This window comes from Pseudomonas sp. FA117, from assembly GCF_057370475.1.
In genome coordinates this window covers 4,671,656-4,690,180 of the sequence record NZ_CM170675.1, presented here as the reverse complement: position 1 = coordinate 4,690,180, position 18,525 = coordinate 4,671,656, and the positions used below count along the sequence as shown (strand labels likewise).

Genomic DNA, 18,525 nt, shown 5'->3' with positions numbered 1-18,525 from the left:
CAGGTTCGGCGCCGTGCGCTGAGCCTGTGGGTGGGCCTGGCCTCTGTGGGAGCGGGCTTGTCCCGCGATGCGGTGCCCAGCACCGCCCTCGTTTCGGTATCTGAAATCATGACTACGACCACCGCCCGACTGCGGGCCTCACCCCTGGACGCGCTGCAGCGCTGGCTACCGAAACTGGTACTGGCGCCGAGCATGTTCATCGTCCTGGTGGGCTTCTACGGCTACATCCTGTGGACCTTCGTCCTGTCGTTCACCACCTCGACCTTCCTGCCCACCTACAAATGGGCAGGCCTGGCCCAGTACGCACGCCTGTTCGACAACGACCGCTGGTGGGTGGCGAGCAAGAACCTGCTGGTCTTCGGCGGGATGTTCATCGGCATCACCTTGGTGATCGGCGTGCTGCTGGCGGTGTTCCTCGACCAGCGCATCCGCCGCGAAGGGGTGATCCGCACCATCTACCTGTACCCCATGGCACTGTCGATGATCGTCACCGGTACCGCCTGGAAGTGGCTGCTCAACCCCGGCATGGGCCTGGACAAGCTGCTGCGCGACTGGGGCTGGGAAGGTTTCCGTCTCGACTGGCTGATCGACCCCGACCGCGTGGTGTACTGCCTGGTGATCGCCGCCGTGTGGCAGGCCTCGGGCTTCATCATGGCGATGTTCCTCGCCGGCCTGCGCGGCGTCGACCAGTCGATCATCCGTGCCGCGCAGATCGACGGCGCGAGCATGCCGCGCATCTACTGGACCGTGGTGCTGCCAAGCCTGCGTCCGGTGTTCTTCAGCTCGCTGATGATCCTCTCGCACATCGCCATCAAGAGCTTCGACCTGGTCGCGGCGATGACCGCCGGTGGCCCTGGCTACTCCTCCGACCTGCCGGCGATGTTCATGTACTCGTTCACCTTCAGCCGCGGCCAGATGGGCATGGGCTCGGCCAGTGCGATCCTGATGCTCGGCGCCATTCTCGCGATCCTCGTGCCCTACCTGTACTCCGAGCTGAGGACCAAGCGCAATGACCACTAACCTCGACAAACCGGTCCTCAGCCTGGGCCGTATCGCCATCCACGCCGTGCTGCTGGTGGCCGTCGTGCTCTACCTGGTGCCGCTGGTGGTGATGCTGCTGACCAGCTTCAAGACCCCGGAAGACATCAGCACCGGCAACCTGTTGAGCTGGCCGGAACTGTTCACCGCGATCGGCTGGGTCAAGGCCTGGGCCACGGTCAGCGGCTATTTCTGGAACTCGATCCTGATCACCGTTCCAGCGGTGCTGATCTCCACCGCCATCGGTGCGCTCAACGGCTACGTGCTGTCGATGTGGCGCTTCCGCGGCTCGCAGCTGTTCTTCGGCCTGCTGCTGTTCGGCTGCTTCCTGCCGTTCCAGACCGTACTGCTGCCGGCCTCGTTCACCCTCGGCAAGCTGGGCCTGGCCAGCACCACCTCGGGGCTGGTGCTGGTGCACGTGGTCTATGGCCTGGCCTTCACCACGCTGTTCTTCCGCAACTACTACGTGAGCATTCCCGAGGCGCTGGTCAAGGCGGCACGCCTGGATGGCGCCGGGTTCTTCACCATTTTCCGACGCATCATCCTGCCGATGTCGACGCCGATCATCATGGTCTGCCTGATCTGGCAGTTCACCCAGATCTGGAATGACTTCCTGTTCGGCGTGGTGTTCTCCAGCGGCGATTCGCAACCGATCACCGTGGCCCTGAACAACCTGGTCAATACCAGCACCGGCGCCAAGGAATACAACGTCGACATGGCCGCGGCAATGATCGCCGCACTGCCAACCCTGCTGGTCTATGTGGTCGCAGGCAAGTATTTCGTGCGTGGGCTGACCGCCGGCGCAGTCAAGGGGTAAGTCATGGCAACGCTCGAACTTCGCAATGTAAACAAGACCTACGGCGCCGGCCTGCCGGACACCCTCAAGGATATCCAGCTGGCCATCAAGGATGGCGAGTTCCTGATCCTGGTCGGACCCTCCGGCTGTGGCAAGTCCACCCTGATGAACTGCATCGCCGGCCTGGAGAACATCACCGGCGGCGCGATCCTGATCGATGACCAGGACGTCTCCGGCATGAGCCCGAAGGACCGTGACATCGCCATGGTGTTCCAGTCCTACGCGCTGTACCCGACCATGAGCGTGCGCGAGAACATCGAGTTCGGCCTGAAGATCCGCAAGATGCCGCAGGCGGCGATCGACGAGGAAGTGGCGCGGGTGGCCAAGCTGCTGCAGATCGAGCACCTGCGCAATCGCAAGCCGGGCCAGCTCTCCGGGGGCCAGCAGCAGCGCGTGGCCATGGGCCGGGCGTTGGCGCGCCGGCCGAAGATCTACCTGTTCGACGAGCCGCTGTCGAACCTCGACGCCAAGCTGCGGGTCGAGATGCGCACCGAAATGAAGCTGATGCACCAGCGCCTGAAGACCACCACGGTGTACGTGACCCACGACCAGATCGAGGCCATGACCCTGGGCGACAAGGTTGCGGTGATGAAGGACGGCATCATCCAGCAGTTCGGCACGCCCCAGCAGATCTACAACGATCCGGCCAACCTGTTCGTCGCCAGCTTCATCGGCTCGCCGCCGATGAACTTCATTCCGGTGCGCATCAGCAAGCAGGACGGGCGCCTGTTCGCCCTGCTCGACAGCGGCCAGGCCCGCTGCGAACTGCCGTTGGGCGCGGCCAGCGAAGCGCTGGACGGCCGCGAAGTGATCCTCGGTGTACGCCCCGAACAGATCGCCCTCGGCGCCGCCGAAGGCAACGGCCTGCCGGCAGTACGCGCCGAAGTGCAGGTGCTTGAACCCACTGGTCCGGACCTGCTGGTGTTCGTCACCCTCAACCAGACCAAGGTGTGCTGCCGACTGGCGCCGGACATCGCCTGCAACGTCGGCGACAGCCTCAACCTGCAGTTCGACCCGGCGCGGGTCCTGCTGTTCGACGCCAGCAGCGGCGAGCGCCTGGACCTGCCGGAGGCGGGCGCGCAAATCAAGGACAACGTGACACGTTTCAAGGGACGTTGAAGCAAGCAAACCATCGATAACAAGAAAAGAGGAAACAAGGGATGGACCATCGCAAGCGTATCAAGGCATTGGGCTCGCTGACCCTGCTGGCCCTCGTGGGCAGCAATGGCGCGCACGCGGCCGAGGCTTTCTCCAGCGAGTCGAAATGGATGACTGGCGACTGGGGCGGGGCACGCACCGAACTGCTGGAAAAAGGCTATGACTTCACTGTCGACTATGTCGGTGAAGTGGCCGGCAACCTGCACGGTGGCTACAACAACGACAAGACCGCGCGCTACAGCGACCAGTTCGCTCTCGGTGCGCACCTGGACCTGCAGAAGATCCTGGGCTGGAACGATGCCGAGTTCAAGCTGGCGATCACCGAGCGGAGCGGGCGCAACCTGTCCAACGACCGCATCAGCGATCCGCGCGCCGGGCAGTTCAGCTCGGTGCAGGAAGTCTGGGGGCGCGGCCAGACCTGGCGCCTGACGCAGATGTGGGTCAAGCAGAAGTACTTCGACGGCGCGCTCGATGTGAAGGTGGGCCGCTTCGGCGAGGGCGAGGACTTCAACAGCTTCCCCTGCGACTTCCAGAACCTGGCGTTCTGCGGCTCGCAGGTGGGCAACTGGGTCGGTGGCATCTGGTACAACTGGCCGGTCAGCCAGTGGGCACTGCGGGTGAAGTACAACATCACGCCCGAGTTCTTCGTCCAGGTCGGTGCCTTCGAGCAGAACCCGTCCAACCTCGAGACCGGCAACGGCTTCAAGCTCAGCGGCAGCGGCACCAAGGGCGCGATACTGCCGGTGGAGATGGTCTGGTCGCCGAAGGTCAATGGCCTGCCGGGCGAATACCGCCTGGGCTACTACTACAGCACCGCCAAGGCCGACGACGTCTACGACGACGTCAATGGCAACCCGCAGGCGCTGACCGGCGAGGCGTTCAAGTCGCATTCGAGCAAGCATGGCTGGTGGGTCGTGGCCCAGCAGCAGGTCACCGCGCACAATGGCGATGCCAACCGCGGCCTGAGCCTGTTCGCCAACTTCACGGTGCACGACAAGGCCACCAACGTGGTCGACAACTACCAGCAGGTGGGCATGGTCTACAAAGGCGCGTTCGATGCGCGGCCCAAGGATGATATCGGCTTCGGCATCGCCCGCATCCACGTCAACGACGACGTGAAGAAGCGCGCCGAGCTGCTCAATGCCCAGAGCGGTATCAACGACTACGACAACCCAGGCTTCGTCCCGCTGCAGCGTACCGAGTACAACGCAGAGCTCTACTACGGCTTCCACGTCACCAACTGGCTGACCGTGCGACCCAACCTGCAGTACATCAAGAGCCCGGGCGGTGTGGACGATGTCGACAACGCGCTGGTCGCAGGCTTGAAGATTCAGTCGTCATTCTGAGAAAAATTGTTGTAAATTTACGCCATCCATCCCCATCCCCCACATCCACTGGCTTGCAGTGGATGTGGGGGATGGGCAAAGACAGCGCTATCTCAAACAACAAGAGCTTTCTGAAATGTCCGAACATCCGCTCCATCGCTTCTTCGCATCGCAACGGCCGCGGCCGGTTTTCGAGTGGGAGCGTCACCAGCAGCGCGATGTCCTGGTCATCGATCATCCACGCTGCCAGGCGGTGTTCAGCCGCCAGGGCGCGCAGTTGCTGCACTTCCAGCCGACCGGCGAGAAACCCTGGCTGTGGTGCGCCGAACAGTGGCCGCAGGTGGGCGCGATCCGGGGTGGGGTGCCGGTCTGCTGGCCCTGGTATGGTCGCCACCCCAGCGAGGACCTGTGGCCGGCCCACGGCTGGGGTCGCCTGCTGGACTGGAAGCTGCTCGACAGCCGCGAAGACGAGGAGGGCGTCACCCTCACCTGGCGCCTCGACCTGTGCGACTGGCAGGTAGACCTGCACGCCCGCCTTGGCGCGAGCATGGAACTGCGCCTGTGCACCGAGCACCAGGACAGCGAGCCCTGCCAGCTCAGCCATGCCTTGCTGGCGTTCTGGCGCATCAGCGATGTCTCGCAGATCGCCCTCTCGGGGCTGGAGGATCTGGACGGCTACGACCGCCTCAACCGCCAGGCCTGCCGTGAAGACGGCGCGCTCAAGCTCAGCGGCGGTTGTCAGAAGGTCTATCCGGGGACGCCCAGGGTGCAGTTGCACGACCCGGCCTGGGAACGCGAACTGTGCATCGACACCAGCGACGGCGACGACACCGTGGTCTGGCACCCGGGCAACCGCCCGCTGATGGGCGTGAGCGGACGCGAGAGCCAGGGGTTTGTCTGTGTCGAGGCTACCAGTGGCAGCAGCGAGGGCCTGAGCCTGGCGCCGGGGCAGCGCGCGCAGTTGCGGCTGCAGGCGCATCGGCTCAATTGAGGTCGCTGTCCTCGGCAGGGTAGCGGCTGGCGTTGAGGCTTTCCTTGATCTTGCGCAGGTGCGGCTGGAAGTCCGAGCCGCGGCGCAGGGTCATGCCGGTGGCCAGCACATCGAGCACTGTCAGCTGGATGATCCGCGAGGTCATCGGCATGTAGATGTCGGTGTCTTCCGGCAGCGGCAGGTGCAGGCTCATGCTGCAGACCTTCGCCAGTGGCGAACCGGCGGCGGTGATGCCCAGTACCGAAGCACCGTTCTCCCGAGCCTGTTTCGCCACTTCGACCAGTTCGCGGGTACGCCCGGTGTAGGAAATGATCACGAACAGATCCCCGGTGTGCGCGACCGATGCCAGCATTCGCTGCATCAGCACGTCGGGGTGGGCCGATACCGCCAGGTTGAAACGGAAGAACTTGTGCTGGGCGTCCATGGCTACCGGTGCCGAGGCGCCGAGGCCGAAGAAATGGATCTGCCGGGCCTGGATCATCATGTCGACGGCACGGCTGACCTGCTGTGGGTCGATCTGCTGGCAGGCGCTGTCGAGCGAGGCGATGGCGCTGGCGAAGATTTTCTGGGTGTAGGCGGCCGGATCGTCGTCGGCCTCCACGGCACGGCTGACGTAGGCAGCGCCGCTGGCCAGGCTCTGTGCCAGTTGCAGCTTGAGTTCGGGGTAGCCGCTGACGCCGAACGAGCGGCAGAAGCGGTTGACGGTCGGTTCGCTGACCTTGGCCGCCTGGGCCAGGGCGGCGATGCTGAAGCGGGTGGCCTGCTGCGGGTTGAGGAGGATGATCTCGGCGACTTTGCGTTCGGCCTTGTTCAGCTCGTCGAGACGGCCCTGGATCTGTTCCAGGAGGTTTCGCACACGGTCCATGGGGTGTCCTTGGGTCGGAAAGACGGCCGGCTGAGGGAACAGTCGGCGTTTTGCAGGGTTGTCTATCGTACTGATGGTGGGATTGTCATACCACTTGTCTGTAATGGTTGTACGAGATGTTGTTATTTTTACTACATTCCTCTTGAAAATCGTGATCGAAAACGGTATTCCTAGGCCAACTTTAATAAAAGAACCAACATCATGGTTGCTATCAGTGTAGAACCTTGCACCTTCGCCCTCTTCGGCGCCCTTGGCGACCTGGCGTTGCGCAAGCTGTTTCCTGCCCTCTACGAGCTGGACCGTGCCGGCCTGCTGCATTCGGATACCCGGCTGCTGGCCCTGGCCCGCGAAGCCGGTACTCCCGAGCAGCACCTGGCGAATATCGAAGCCCAGCTGCGCCGCTTCGTGCCTGCCGCCGACATCGAACCCCAGGCCCTGCAACGCTTTCTCGACCGCCTGAACTACCTGCACCTGGACTTTGTCCAGCCCGAGGGCTACCAGGCCTTGGCCGAGCAGGCCGGTGAAGGGCAGCCACTGATCGCCTATTTCGCCACTGCGGCGGCGGTCTACGGGGCCATCTGCGAAAACCTCGACAAGGCTGGCCTGGCATCGCGCACTCGCGTCGTGCTGGAAAAACCCATCGGGCACGACCTGGAGTCGTCACGTCGGGTCAATGACGCGGTAGCGCGCTTCTTCCCCGAAAGCCGGGTCTATCGCATCGACCATTACCTGGGCAAGGAAACGGTTCAGAACCTGATCGCCCTGCGCTTTGCCAACAGCCTGTTCGAAACCCAGTGGAACCAGAACTCGATCTCCCACGTGGAGATTACCGTTGCCGAGAAAGTCGGCATCGAGGGGCGCTGGGGCTATTTCGACAAGGCCGGCCAACTGCGCGACATGATCCAGAACCACTTGCTGCAGCTGCTGTGCCTGATCGCCATGGACCCGCCCAGCGACCTGTCGGCCGACAGCATCCGCGACGAGAAGGTCAAGGTGCTCAAGGCACTGGCGCCGATCACCGGCGAGGGCCTGAGCACCCGCGTGGTGCGCGGCCAGTACATCGCAGGCTACAGCGACGGCACCCCGGTGCCGGGCTACCTGGAGGAAGAGAACTCCAACGCCCAGAGCGACACCGAAACCTTCGTCGCCTTGCGCGCCGACATCCGCAACTGGCGTTGGTCCGGCGTGCCGTTCTACCTGCGCACCGGCAAGCGCATGCCGCAGAAGCTGTCGCAGATCGTCATCCACTTCAAGGAGACACCGCACTACATCTTCGCGCCGGAGCAGCGTTTGCAGATCGGCAACAAGCTGATCATCCGTCTGCAGCCCGACGAAGGTATCTCGCTGCGGGTGATGACCAAGGAGCAGGGCCTGGACAAGGGCATGCAACTGCGCAGTGGCCCGCTGCAACTGAATTTTTCCGATACCTGGCGCAGCGCGCGGATTCCGGATGCCTATGAGCGCTTGCTGCTCGAAGTGATGCGTGGCAACCAGAACCTGTTCGTGCGCAAGGACGAGATCGAGTACGCCTGGACCTGGTGCGACCAGTTGATCGCCGGCTGGAAGAATGCCGGTGATGCGCCCAAGCCCTATGCGGCGGGGTCCTGGGGGCCGATGAGCTCGATTGCACTGATCACACGGGATGGGAGGGCCTGGTATGGCGATATCTGAACTGCAACTGCCGGCGACCGCGAAGGTTCATTCGCTGACCGATGCCAAGCGCCTGGCCGCGACGCTGGCCAATGACGTGGCCGAGCGCCTGCGCGCCGCCATCGCCAGCAAGGGGCAGGCCTGCGTGGTGCTGTCTGGCGGGCGTAGCCCGGTACCGTTTCTCGAGCAACTGGCCCTGCAGAAGCTGGACTGGTCGAAGGTAACCGTGTCGCTGGCCGACGAGCGCTGGGTGCCGGTCGAGCACCCCGACAGCAATGCCGGGCTTCTGGCCCGCCACCTGCTCAAGGGTGAGGCGGCCAAGGCACGATTCATGGGCCTGTACCAGCGTGCCGACAATCTCGAGGCTGCTGCACTGCAGGCCGACCAGGTGCTGGCCGACCTGCCGGCGATCGACGTGCTGGTGCTGGGCATGGGTGACGACGGCCATACCGCATCGCTGTTCCCTGCCAGCCCTAACCTGGCCGAAGGCCTCGATCCGGCCGCCGAGCGCCGCTGCCTGCCGATGCTGGCGCCGAGCGTGCCGCACCAGCGCCTGTCGCTGAGCCGTGCGCTGCTGTCGCGTGCGGCCTTCATCGCGCTGTCGGTGCAGGGGCCGGGCAAACTCGCTACCCTGCGCGCCGCGCTGGCTGGCGACGACGTTGCGCAAATGCCCATTCGCGCCTTTCTTCACGACCCCCTGGACATCTACTGGTGCCCATGAGCCAAGGATCCACTGTCATGACCACGCTTGAACGCCCACAACCTCTGCTGTCGATGGCCGAGAAAGCCGCGCGGATCGATGAGATCTGCGCCAAGGCGCGCATCCTGCCGGTGATCACCATCGCCCGCGAGCAGGACATCCTGCCACTGGCCGATGCACTGGCCGCCGGCGGCATCCGCACCCTGGAGGTGACCCTGCGCTCGCAGCACGGGCTCAAGGCCATCGAAGTGTTGCGCAAGGAGCGCCCCGAGTTGTGCATCGGTGCCGGTACCGTGCTGGATCCGGGCATGTACGCCGCCGTGGAAGCGGCGGGCGCGCAGTTCGTGGTGACACCGGGCATCACCCGGGAGGTGCTCGAAGCGGGTGTGAACAGCGATATCCCGCTGCTGCCGGGGATCAGCACACCCTCGGAAATCATGGCCGGTTACGCGTTGGGCTACCGTCGCTTCAAGCTGTTCCCCGCCGAAATCGTGGGCGGCGTGGCAGCCATCAAGGCCTATGGCGGCCCGTTTGGCGACATCCGTTTCTGCCCCACTGGCGGGGTCAACCCGGCCAATGCCCGCAATTACATGGCCTTGCCCAACGTGATGTGCGTAGGGGGGACCTGGATGCTCGACAGCAGCTGGATCAAGAACGGCGACTGGGCTCGGATCGAAGCCTGCAGCGCCGAGGCGATGGCGCTGCTGGACTGATACGAATTTCGTTGTGTGCTGTACGGCTTGTGGGGCGCTTGGTCGGCGCCCCTTTTTTTTATGTGCAGGTTTTGCCTTCATCATGGCGCGCTGCAGGAAAGAGCCAGGCGCTTGCGTTGCGGCCCGCCATGAAATGAAAAAGCCCGCATCAACCGATGCGGGCTCCGTGTGCTGCGCGTGCCGTTATGCCGCTTTGGCCGACTGCTGGCTCAGCGAGCGGTTCAATGCACTGAACAGTGCCTTGAAGCTTGCGGTGGTGATGTTCTCATCGATACCCACGCCATGCACCGGACGACCGCCGGCCACACGCAGTTCGATGTAGGCTGCCGCCTTGGCATTGGTACCTGCACCGATGGCATGCTCGTTGTAGTCCATGATCTCGACGGCAATCGGCAGGCCTGCTACCAGGGCTTCGAGGGCGCCGTTGCCCTTGCCACGCCAGTGCAGGGTGGTCTCGCCTTCGCCGGCGACTTCCACTTCCACGGCGCTGTTGCCGTTCTCTTCCTGCAGGCGGTGGCTGACCAGCGCATAAGGCGCGTTGGCTTGCAGGTATTCCTTGTGCAGCAGGCTGTAGATCTGCTGGGCGGTCATTTCCAGGCCCAGACGGTCGGTTTCACCCTGCACCACCTGGCTGAACTCGATCTGCATGCGGCGTGGCAGGCTGATGCCGTATTCCTGTTCGAGCAGGTAGGTGATACCGCCCTTGCCCGACTGGCTGTTGACGCGGATGACCGCCTCGTAGCTGCGGCCGATGTCGGCCGGGTCGATCGGCAGGTACGGCACTTCCCACAGCTCGCCTTCCTGCTGCTTGGTGAAGCCCTTGCGGATGGCGTCCTGGTGCGAGCCGGAGAACGCGGTGTGAACCAGGTCGCCGACGTACGGATGGCGTGGGTGCACCGGCAGCTGGTTGCATTCCTCGACGACCTTGCGCACGCCGTCGATGTCGGAGAAGTCCAGTTGCGGGTCGATACCCTGGGTGTAGAGGTTCAGTGCGAGGGTGACCAGGTCGACGTTGCCGGTACGCTCACCATTGCCGAACAGGCAGCCCTCGGCGCGGTCGGCGCCAGCCATCAGGCCCAGCTCAGTGGCGGCGATGCCGGTGCCGCGGTCGTTGTGGGTGTGCAGGCTGATGATCACGCTGTCGCGGCGGCTGACGTTGCGGCAGAACCATTCGATCTGGTCGGCGTAGACGTTGGGCGTGGCGACTTCGACGGTGGCCGGCAGGTTGAGGATGATCTTGTGCTCGGGGGTCGGGTTCCACACCTCGATCACCGCATCGCACACCTCTTTGGCGAATTCCAGTTCGGTGGCGCTGAAGGTTTCCGGCGAGTACTGGAAGGTCCAGTGCGTCTCTGGCTGCTGGGCGGCGTACTTGACGAACAGTTTCGCTGCGTTCACCGCGATGTCCTTCACGCCTTGCTTGTCCTGGTTGAAGACGATGCGGCGGAACGACGGGCAGGTGGCGTTGTACAGGTGGACGATGGCCTTCTTCGCGCCGCGCAGCGATTCGAAGGTGCGGGCGATCAGGTCTTCGCGGGCCTGGGTGAGCACCTGGATGGTGGTGTCGTCCGGGATGTGGCCGTCTTCGATCAGGGTGCGCACGAAGTCGAAGTCAGTCTGCGAGGCGGACGGGAACGAGGCTTCGATTTCCTTCACGCCGACCTGCACCAGGGTCTTCCAGAAACGCAGCTTCTTCTCCGCGTCCATCGGCTCGATCAGCGACTGGTTGCCGTCGCGCAGGTCCGAGCTGCACCAGATCGGCGCCTCGGTGATGGCTTTCGATGGCCAGGTACGGTCGGGCAGGTCGATGGTCGGGAAGGCGCGGTATTTCTTCGAAGGGTCTTTGAGCATGGTCATGTGGAGCAATCCTTTAGTGTGCGGCCTGATCGGGCCTGCCAAGCGATAACGAGATGAAGAGGCGAGGCGACGCGGTTCACCCGGGTAGTCGTGCACTGACCAGGCAAAGGCTGCGGTGTTGACGGAGCAGAATGAGGGTAATCGAGGTTTTCATGCCCTCAACCCTAACCAGTGGCAGTAGGGGATGGCAAGTGTTCGGAAAAAATTGAGAGGAATGCTTAAAAAAAGCTCAATGACGAGATTTTATCGCTGAGATATTTGCTGGGCTTTCTATTTTTTGCGCAGTATTTTTCGATGGCGCAACACAGTTGAAGTGACGTTGGCTGTGCTGGCATCTTCGCGGGTAAACCCGCTCCCACAGGGTTTCGCGTTTCTTGTGGGAGCGGGTTTACCCGCGAAGCAGGCGCCAGCTATCTCAAGGCTGGAACGCGCCGATGAAGATCGCCGGATCCACCCGCGCATCGTTCAGGCTGACGTTCCAGTGCATGTGCGGCCCGGTCGCCCGGCCGGTGGAACCGACCTTGCCGACCACTTCGCCGCGCCGCAGCACCTGCCCCGGTTGCACATCGACCTTGGACATGTGGCAGAACATGCTGATGAAGCCCTGGCCATGGTCGACGAACACCGTGCGGCCGTTGAAGAAGTAGTCGCCGACCAGGATCACCTTGCCGTTGGCCGGGGTCTTGATCGGAGTGCCGGCGGGCACGGCGAAGTCCAGGCCGGCATGCGGGTTGCGCTCCTCGCCGTTGAAGAAGCGGCGCACGCCGAACTTGCTCGACAGCGGACCATTGACCGGCTTGTCGAGGATCAAGTTGCTCGGCATGCCCGGGCTGAAGCTGCGATAGGCCTTGACCTGTTCGGCCAGCTCGCGGTCGATGCGCTTGAGATCGTCCGGCTCCGGGTTGACCTGGCGCTTGTTCTTCAGGGTGATGCGCTGCTCGGGGTATTTCTTGCTGCCCACGCTGAACGGCAGGGTACGTGTGCCTTGGCTGAGGGTGGCCGTGCCGGGCTTCTGGGTCAGCGGAATGCCGACGATGGCCAGCCAGGTGTCCTGCTCCCTGACCACCAGCACCGGTTTGCCGTCGAAGCGTGCGCTCGGCGCGCTGGCGGCCGGGCCGAGGTCGACCACCGCCACACCGCCGGGCACCGGCTTGTTCAGGGTGCGGGTGATGTAGCTGGCCTGGGCCGTGGTAGCCAGCAGCAGGGCGCAGAGCGCGAGCAGGGGAGCGAGCAGGCGGGGCATGTGTCAGTCCAGTAGGGAGAGGGTGACCGGAGTCTGGTGATTGTCTTCGATCCGGACCTGCAGTTCGCCTTCGTTCAGGCGTGCGGTCAGGCGTTGGCCGTTGCGGGTCTGGGCGGCGCTGCGCACAGCCTGGCCGCGTTCATCCAGCAGGATGCTGTAGCCGCGGGCCAGGGTCGCCAGCGGGCTGACCACCTGTAGCGTCTGCACTTGTGCCTGCAAGCGCTGGCGGCGGTCCTTGAGCACCTCGCGCATGGCCCGTGGCAGGCGCTCGGCAAGGCTGTCCAGGCGCTGGCCGAGCAACGTGAGCGTGCGCCCGGGATGTTGCGCGGCCAGGCGCGTATCGAGCCGCCCCAGGCGTTGCTGGCGCTGGTTCATGTCGAGCATGAAGGCGCGGCGCAGGCGCATGTCCAGGTCGTCCAGGCGCTGGGCCTGTTGGCGCAGGCGCTCGCCGGGGTGGCGCAGGCGGCGGGCCAGGCTGTCCAGGCGCAGCCGGTCGTGGCTCAGGCGGTTCCGGATGCGCAGCAGCAGGTGCCGTTGCAGGCTGTCGAGACGCTGCTGCAGGCCACTGTTGTCGGGGGCAAGCAGTTCGGCAGCGGCGGACGGCGTCGGGGCGCGGACGTCGGCGACGAAATCGCTGATCGACACATCGGTTTCATGACCCACGGCGCTGACGATGGGCGTCACGCAGGCGGCGATCGCTCGCGCCACCGGCTCTTCGTTGAAGCACCAGAGGTCTTCCAGCGAGCCACCACCGCGGGCCAGGATCAGCGCATCGAAGCCCAGGCTGTCGGCGCGCTGCAGGGCCCGCACGATCTGGCCGATGGCCTCGCGTCCCTGCACGGCGGTCGGGATCAGGTTGAGCTCTACCTGCGGGGCGCGGCGGCGGAAGACACTGATGATGTCGCGGATCACCGCGCCGGTGGGCGAGGTGACGATGCCGATGCGCCGGGGATGAGCCGGCAGCGGCTGCTTGCGTTCGGCACTGAACAGCCCCTCGTTGCCGAGTTTTTCCTTCAACGCCTCGAAGGCCAGGCGCAGGGCGCCGTCACCGGCGGGCTCGACGGTATCGACGATCAACTGGTAGTCGCCGCGGCCCTCGAACAGCGAGACCTTGCCGCGGACCTTGACCGCCAGGCCGTCGCGCAGCGCCTGGCGGACCCGGGCTGCGTTCTGGCGGAACAGCGCGCAACGCACCTGTGCGCCGCTGTCCTTGAGGGTGAAGTAGAGGTGGCCGGAGGCTGGGCGGGCGAGGTTGGAAATCTCGCCTTCCACCCAGACACTGCGGAACACGTCCTCGAGCAGCACGCGGGCGCGGCCGTTGAGCTGGCTGACGGTGAGGACCTCGCGGTCCAGGCCGAGTCGTTCGAAAGGGTCTTTGATCATGTCGGGCATGATAAGGGGCAGGGTGGGGGGGTTATCAAGGTCAAATCCTGTAAGCTCCAGTGTATTTCCAGCCCGCCCCCAAAGGACTACTTCAGGATCCGGCACGATGCTCGAACTGCTTCCCTCCACCCCACTGGACTGGCTGCCCATCCTGCTGGCCATCGCCGCCGCCTATGTGGTCTTCGGCATCGCCGGTTTCGGCACTGCCCTGGTGGCCGGCCCGGTGCTGATCCACTTCATGCCGCTGTCGAGGGTCATCCCCTTGCTGGTGCTGCTGGACTTCGTCGCCGCCTTCGGCAACCTGCTGCCGTCGCGCCGCGACGTGGTTCGCGGCGAGCTGCTGCGGCTGCTGCCGTGCATGGCGCTGGGCTGCACCTTGGGCGTGGTGTTCCTGCTGCACCTTAAATCCGACCTGTTGCTGCTGCTCATGGGCCTGTTCGTCACCGCCTACGCCATCTACGGCCTGGCGGTGAAGGTTCGGCCGGCCAGGCTGTCGGGCCTGTGGGCAGTGCCGATGGGTACGGTTGGCGGCCTGTTCGGTGCGCTGTTCGGCAGTGGCGGCTTCCTTTATGCGATCTACCTCAGCGCCCGGTTGGAGGTGAAGGAACAGGTGCGCGCCACCCAGAGCGCGCTGATCAGTTGCAGCACCCTGGTGCGCCTGTCGCTGTTCCTGATTGCCGGGGTCTACGCGGACGCCAGCCTGTTGATGCTGGCCGCCTGCCTGCTGCCGGTGATGTTCGTCGGCCTGTGGGTCGGCAGGCGCCTGAGCCTGAAACTGTCCCGCGAAGCCTTCGTGCGCCTGGTCACCTGGCTGGTCCTGGCCAGCGGCCTGGCGCTGATCGGTCGCTACCTGAGCGGCTGAGCAGGGCGTAGAATTGTCCGATTACCGCAGTTTGCAGGCCGTCGCGTTCATGAACACCCAGAGCATCATCGTCCCCAAGCAGTCCACAGTTCCGGTCCACGAGGCCCGCGCCAGGGCGATCCTGCGCTGGCTGGTGCGCGAGAAGATCGTCGAGGAACAACTGACCACCTGCGGGCGCACCGGCAACCGCATGGGCCATGCCTTGGCCCAGGGCGCCCGCAAGGTGGCGCTGCAGCCTGAAAAGCTGCCGTTCGGCGAGCCGGTCAATGGCCTGGAGGTAATGCTCAAGCGCTGCATCTACACCCCGACCGACGGTTTTGTCGAAGAGGCCGGGTGCCCGCAGTGCCGACGCGAGGTGGGCGAACCGCTGTTCGAGAGCCTGGAGGAGTGGATGCCGGCGGTGAGCGACAACTTCACCTGCCCGCTGTGCGGCTTCGAAGACGACATCAATGGCTTTCTGTACCTGCAGCCATGTGCCTTTTCCAACCTGGGGTTCATCTTCAACAACTGGGGCGAGGCCGGATTTACCCAGGCATTTCTCGACAGTTTCGCCGACTGGCTGGACCAGCCGGTGGCCGTGGTGCAGGTGAAGCTGGCCTGAGTGCGCGCAACTGGACCGAAGGCCCCTTTTTTGCATTGAGCGGCGCGCCATGGATGAGTATAATGGCGCGCTTCCATTTTTCCCGCCCGGGAGCCCCCGCGATGCTGCGTATCAGCCAAGAAGCCCTGACCTTCGACGATATCCTCCTTGTACCTGGCTACTCCGAGGTACTGCCCAATGAAGTCAGTCTCAAGACCCGTTTGACCCGTGGCATCGAGCTGAACATCCCACTGGTCTCCGCCGCCATGGATACCGTGACCGAAGCGCGCCTGGCCATCGCCATGGCCCAGGAAGGCGGCATCGGCATCATCCACAAGAACATGACCATCGAACAGCAGGCCGGCGAAGTGCGCAAGGTCAAGAAGTTCGAGGCTGGCGTGGTCAAGGATCCGATCACCATCGATGCCGACGCCACCGTGCGTGACCTGTTCGACCTGACCCGCCTGAACAACATCTCCGGTGTTCCGGTGCTGGAAAACGGCGACCTGGTCGGTATCGTCACTTCCCGCGACGTGCGCTTCGAGTCCCGCCTGGAAGCCAAGGTGCGCGACGTGATGACTCCCAAGGAGCGTCTGGTCACCGTCCGCGAGGGCGCCGACAAGAACGAAGTCCGCGAGCTGCTGCACAAGCACCGCCTGGAAAAAGTGCTGATCGTCGACGACAAGTTCGCGCTCAAGGGCATGATGACCGTCAAGGACATCGAAAAGGCCAAGGCCTACCCGCTGGCCAGCAAGGACGACCAGGGTCGCCTGCGCGTCGGCGCTGCGGTCGGCACCGGCAAGGACACCGGCGAGCGCGTAGCCGCCCTGGTTGCCGCTGGCGTTGACGTGGTAGTGGTCGACACTGCCCACGGCCACTCCAAAGGCGTGATCGACCGCGTTCGCTGGGTCAAGGAAACCTACCCGCAAGTGCAGGTCATCGGCGGTAACATCGCCACCGGCGCTGCCGCCAAGGCCCTGGCCGAGGCCGGCGCCGATGCGGTCAAGGTCGGTATCGGCCCTGGCTCGATCTGCACCACCCGTATCGTCGCCGGTGTCGGCGTGCCGCAGATCAGCGCCATCGCCAACGTCGCCGCCGCACTGGAAGGCACTGGCGTGCCACTGATCGCCGACGGCGGCATCCGCTTCTCCGGTGACCTGTCCAAGGCCATCGTCGCCGGTGCTTCCTGCGTGATGATGGGCTCGATGTTCGCCGGTACCGAAGAAGCACCGGGCGAGGTCGAGCTGTTCCAGGGTCGTTCGTACAAGGCTTACCGCGGCATGGGTTCGCTGGGTGCCATGGCACAGGCGCAGGGTTCTTCGGACCGTTACTTCCAGGACTCCTCGGCCGGTGCCGAGAAGCTGGTTCCGGAAGGCATCGAAGGCCGCGTCCCGTACAAGGGTGCCCTGGCCGCGATCATCCACCAGCTGATGGGCGGGCTGCGTTCCTCCATGGGCTACACCGGCAGCGCGACCATCGAAGAGATGCGCACCAGGCCGGAGTTCGTGCGCATCACCGGTGCCGGCATGGCCGAGTCCCACGTGCATGACGTGCAGATCACCAAGGAAGCCCCGAACTACCGCGTAGGCTGAGGCTTCAGCAACAACCGAGAGCGGGGCTGTCACGAACAGCCCCGCGTCGTTTCCGATTTCCACTGACGAGATTGAGTCATGGCCCTCGACATTCACGCTCACCGAATCCTGATCCTCGATTTCGGTTCCCAGTACACCCAGCTGATCGCCCGCCGCGTGCGCGAGATCGGTGTCTACTGCGAACTGCACCCGTTCGACATGGACGATGAAGCGATCCGCGCCTTCAACCCGCGCGGCATCATCCTGGCCGGTGGCCCCGAGTCGGTCCACGAAGCCAACAGCCCGCGCGCGCCGCAGGCGGTGTTCGACCTGAACGTACCGCTGCTGGGCATCTGCTACGGCATGCAGACCATGGCCGAGCAGCTGGGCGGCAAGGTTGCTGGTTCCGACCTGCGCGAGTTCGGCTACGCCCGTGTCGACGTGGTCGGCAAGAGCCGTCTGCTCGACGGCATCGAAGACCATGTCGACGATGACGGCGTACTGGGCCTGGACGTGTGGATGAGCCACGGTGACAAGGTCACCCAGATGCCAGGCGACTTCCACGTGCTGGCCAGCACCCCGAGCTGCCCGATCGCCGGCATGTTCGACGACGCCCGCGGCTACTACGGCGTGCAGTTCCACCCGGAAGTGACCCACACCAAGCAGGGCGGTCGCATCCTCTCGCGCTTCATCCAGGACATCTGCGGCTGCGAAGCCCTGTGGACCCCGTCGAACATCGTCGAAGACGCCATCGCCCAGGTCCGCGAGCAAGTCGGTTCGGCCAATGTCCTGCTGGGCCTGTCCGGTGGTGTCGACAGCTCGGTGGTTGCCGCACTGCTGCACCGCGCCATCGGCGACCAGCTGACCTGCGTATTCGTCGACAACGGCCTGCTGCGCCTGCACGAAGGCGACCAGGTGATGGCCATGTTCAAGGAGAACATGGGCGTCAAGGTGATCCGTGCCGACGCCGAAGCGCAATTCCTGGGTAACCTGGCCGGTGAGGCGGACCCGGAGAAGAAGCGCAAGATCATCGGCCGCACCTTCATCGACGTGTTCGATGCCGAAGCCAGCAAGCTGGAAAACATCCAGTTCCTCGCCCAGGGCACCATCTACCCCGACGTGATCGAGTCGGCCGGCGCCAAGAGCGGCAAGGCCCACGTGATCAAGTCGCACCACAACGTCGGTGGCCTGCCGGAGGAAATGAACCTCAAGCTGGTCGAACCGCTGCGCGAGCTGTTCAAGGACGAAGTACGCAAGATCGGCCTGGAACTGGGCCTGCCGTACGACATGGTCTACCGCCACCCGTTCCCGGGCCCGGGTCTGGGCGTGCGCATCCTCGGTGAAGTGAAGAAGGAATACGCCGACATCCTGCGTCGCGCCGACCACATCTTCATCGAAGAGCTGCGCAAGGCCGACTGGTACCACAAGACCAGCCAGGCATTCGTGGTGTTCCAGCCGGTGAAATCGGTCGGTGTCGTCGGCGATGGCCGTCGCTACGCCTGGGTCGTCGCGCTACGCGCCGTCGAGACCGTGGACTTCATGACCGCACGCTGGGCACACCTGCCGTACGAACTGCTGGAGACGGTCAGCGGCCGTATCATCAACGAGATCGACGGTATCTCGCGGGTGACCTACGACGTGTCGAGCAAGCCGCCGGCGACGATCGAGTGGGAATGATCGGTTCAGCGTAACGCGGTGTAATTTGAAAAATGGGGGCTCTTTATCAGCCCCCA

At 64.3% G+C, this 18,525-nt stretch carries 16 protein-coding genes; 12 read left to right on the top strand and 4 right to left on the bottom strand.

Annotation, left to right across the window (positions count from 1 at the left end):
* Positions 1-108: 108 nt before the first annotated feature.
* The 5 genes from AC1TXO_RS21670 to AC1TXO_RS21650 all read left to right on the top strand — a co-directional run bounded on the left by AC1TXO_RS21670 (position 109) and on the right by AC1TXO_RS21650 (position 5,368).
* Positions 109-1,020, top strand: a complete 912-nt coding sequence (locus AC1TXO_RS21670) for a carbohydrate ABC transporter permease (RefSeq protein ID WP_486403630.1) — start codon at positions 109-111, stop codon at positions 1,018-1,020.
* Positions 1,010-1,855: a carbohydrate ABC transporter permease gene (locus AC1TXO_RS21665; RefSeq protein ID WP_486403629.1), complete on the top strand. Its 846-nt coding sequence runs from the start codon at positions 1,010-1,012 to the stop codon at positions 1,853-1,855. The genes AC1TXO_RS21670 and AC1TXO_RS21665 overlap by 11 nt, the downstream gene beginning before the upstream one ends.
* 3 nt (positions 1,856-1,858) lie before the next feature.
* Positions 1,859-3,013 (top strand): ABC transporter ATP-binding protein, encoded by a 1,155-nt coding sequence (locus AC1TXO_RS21660; RefSeq protein ID WP_486403628.1) that lies wholly within the window; start codon positions 1,859-1,861, stop codon positions 3,011-3,013.
* Between the two features lie 41 nt (positions 3,014-3,054).
* Positions 3,055-4,398, top strand: coding sequence for a carbohydrate porin (locus AC1TXO_RS21655; RefSeq protein WP_486403627.1), 1,344 nt, complete (start codon positions 3,055-3,057; stop codon positions 4,396-4,398).
* A gap of 115 nt (positions 4,399-4,513) precedes the next feature.
* Positions 4,514-5,368 carry a D-hexose-6-phosphate mutarotase gene (locus tag AC1TXO_RS21650; protein WP_486403626.1) on the top strand — a complete coding sequence of 285 codons (855 nt, stop codon included), beginning with the start codon at positions 4,514-4,516 and terminating at the stop codon, positions 5,366-5,368.
* On the opposite strand, the gene hexR is transcribed toward AC1TXO_RS21650, so the two are convergent.
* A complete protein-coding gene (gene hexR, locus AC1TXO_RS21645; RefSeq protein ID WP_486406881.1) occupies positions 5,361-6,224 on the bottom strand; it encodes a DNA-binding transcriptional regulator HexR in 864 nt (287 codons plus the stop codon). The genes AC1TXO_RS21650 and hexR overlap by 8 nt on opposite strands.
* 210 nt (positions 6,225-6,434) lie before the next feature.
* Between hexR and zwf the strand changes: the two genes are divergently transcribed.
* The 3 genes from zwf to AC1TXO_RS21630 are packed head-to-tail and all read left to right on the top strand — an operon-like array spanning position 6,435 to position 9,296.
* On the top strand, positions 6,435-7,904 hold the full coding sequence (gene zwf / locus AC1TXO_RS21640; protein WP_486403625.1) for a glucose-6-phosphate dehydrogenase: 1,470 nt from the start codon (positions 6,435-6,437) through the stop codon (positions 7,902-7,904).
* Positions 7,891-8,604 carry a 6-phosphogluconolactonase gene (gene pgl, locus AC1TXO_RS21635; protein WP_486403624.1) on the top strand — a complete coding sequence of 238 codons (714 nt, stop codon included), beginning with the start codon at positions 7,891-7,893 and terminating at the stop codon, positions 8,602-8,604. Before zwf ends, pgl begins: the two co-directional genes overlap by 14 nt.
* Positions 8,605-8,621: 17 nt before the next feature.
* Positions 8,622-9,296 (top strand): bifunctional 4-hydroxy-2-oxoglutarate aldolase/2-dehydro-3-deoxy-phosphogluconate aldolase, encoded by a 675-nt coding sequence (locus AC1TXO_RS21630; RefSeq protein WP_486403623.1) that lies wholly within the window; start codon positions 8,622-8,624, stop codon positions 9,294-9,296.
* A gap of 183 nt (positions 9,297-9,479) precedes the next feature.
* Here AC1TXO_RS21630 and leuA read toward each other — a convergent pair whose 3' ends face one another.
* The 3 genes from leuA to xseA all read right to left on the bottom strand — a co-directional run bounded on the left by leuA (position 9,480) and on the right by xseA (position 13,779).
* Complete coding sequence (leuA, locus tag AC1TXO_RS21625) at positions 9,480-11,153, bottom strand: 2-isopropylmalate synthase (RefSeq protein ID WP_486403622.1); 1,674 nt, start codon at positions 11,151-11,153, stop codon at positions 9,480-9,482.
* Between the two features lie 415 nt (positions 11,154-11,568).
* Complete coding sequence (locus AC1TXO_RS21620; RefSeq protein WP_486403621.1) at positions 11,569-12,396, bottom strand: peptidoglycan DD-metalloendopeptidase family protein; 828 nt, start codon at positions 12,394-12,396, stop codon at positions 11,569-11,571.
* Between the two features lie 3 nt (positions 12,397-12,399).
* The gene (gene xseA / locus AC1TXO_RS21615) at positions 12,400-13,779 is read right to left on the bottom strand and encodes an exodeoxyribonuclease VII large subunit (RefSeq protein ID WP_486403620.1); all 1,380 of its coding nucleotides are present in this window, start codon (positions 13,777-13,779) and stop codon (positions 12,400-12,402) included.
* Positions 13,780-13,885: 106 nt separating this feature from the next.
* Here xseA and AC1TXO_RS21610 point away from each other — a divergent pair, with 106 nt between their 5' ends.
* The 4 genes from AC1TXO_RS21610 (at position 13,886) to guaA (ending at position 18,469) form a co-directional block, all read left to right on the top strand.
* Positions 13,886-14,641 (top strand): sulfite exporter TauE/SafE family protein, encoded by a 756-nt coding sequence (locus AC1TXO_RS21610; protein WP_486403619.1) that lies wholly within the window; start codon positions 13,886-13,888, stop codon positions 14,639-14,641.
* Positions 14,642-14,690: 49 nt separating this feature from the next.
* Positions 14,691-15,242 carry a sugar ABC transporter ATPase gene (locus tag AC1TXO_RS21605; protein WP_486403618.1) on the top strand — a complete coding sequence of 184 codons (552 nt, stop codon included), beginning with the start codon at positions 14,691-14,693 and terminating at the stop codon, positions 15,240-15,242.
* Positions 15,243-15,343: 101 nt separating this feature from the next.
* The gene (gene guaB, locus AC1TXO_RS21600; protein WP_486403617.1) at positions 15,344-16,813 is read left to right on the top strand and encodes an IMP dehydrogenase; all 1,470 of its coding nucleotides are present in this window, start codon (positions 15,344-15,346) and stop codon (positions 16,811-16,813) included.
* A gap of 78 nt (positions 16,814-16,891) precedes the next feature.
* A complete protein-coding gene (gene guaA / locus AC1TXO_RS21595; protein ID WP_486403616.1) occupies positions 16,892-18,469 on the top strand; it encodes a glutamine-hydrolyzing GMP synthase in 1,578 nt (525 codons plus the stop codon).
* The last annotated feature ends 56 nt before the right edge of the window (positions 18,470-18,525 follow it).

Coding starts and splice junctions, on each gene's coding strand:
- AC1TXO_RS21670 (WP_486403630.1), top strand. CDS start 109: ATGACTACGACCACCGCCCGACTGCGGGCCTCACCCCTGGACGCGCTG.
- AC1TXO_RS21665 (WP_486403629.1), top strand. CDS start 1,010: ATGACCACTAACCTCGACAAACCGGTCCTCAGCCTGGGCCGTATCGCC.
- AC1TXO_RS21660 (WP_486403628.1), top strand. CDS start 1,859: ATGGCAACGCTCGAACTTCGCAATGTAAACAAGACCTACGGCGCCGGC.
- AC1TXO_RS21655 (WP_486403627.1), top strand. CDS start 3,055: ATGGACCATCGCAAGCGTATCAAGGCATTGGGCTCGCTGACCCTGCTG.
- AC1TXO_RS21650 (WP_486403626.1), top strand. CDS start 4,514: ATGTCCGAACATCCGCTCCATCGCTTCTTCGCATCGCAACGGCCGCGG.
- zwf (WP_486403625.1), top strand. CDS start 6,435: ATGGTTGCTATCAGTGTAGAACCTTGCACCTTCGCCCTCTTCGGCGCC.
- pgl (WP_486403624.1), top strand. CDS start 7,891: ATGGCGATATCTGAACTGCAACTGCCGGCGACCGCGAAGGTTCATTCG.
- AC1TXO_RS21630 (WP_486403623.1), top strand. CDS start 8,622: ATGACCACGCTTGAACGCCCACAACCTCTGCTGTCGATGGCCGAGAAA.
- leuA (WP_486403622.1), bottom strand. CDS start 11,153: ATGACCATGCTCAAAGACCCTTCGAAGAAATACCGCGCCTTCCCGACC.
- AC1TXO_RS21620 (WP_486403621.1), bottom strand. CDS start 12,396: ATGCCCCGCCTGCTCGCTCCCCTGCTCGCGCTCTGCGCCCTGCTGCTG.
- xseA (WP_486403620.1), bottom strand. CDS start 13,779: ATGATCAAAGACCCTTTCGAACGACTCGGCCTGGACCGCGAGGTCCTC.
- AC1TXO_RS21610 (WP_486403619.1), top strand. CDS start 13,886: ATGCTCGAACTGCTTCCCTCCACCCCACTGGACTGGCTGCCCATCCTG.
- AC1TXO_RS21605 (WP_486403618.1), top strand. CDS start 14,691: ATGAACACCCAGAGCATCATCGTCCCCAAGCAGTCCACAGTTCCGGTC.
- guaB (WP_486403617.1), top strand. CDS start 15,344: ATGCTGCGTATCAGCCAAGAAGCCCTGACCTTCGACGATATCCTCCTT.
- guaA (WP_486403616.1), top strand. CDS start 16,892: ATGGCCCTCGACATTCACGCTCACCGAATCCTGATCCTCGATTTCGGT.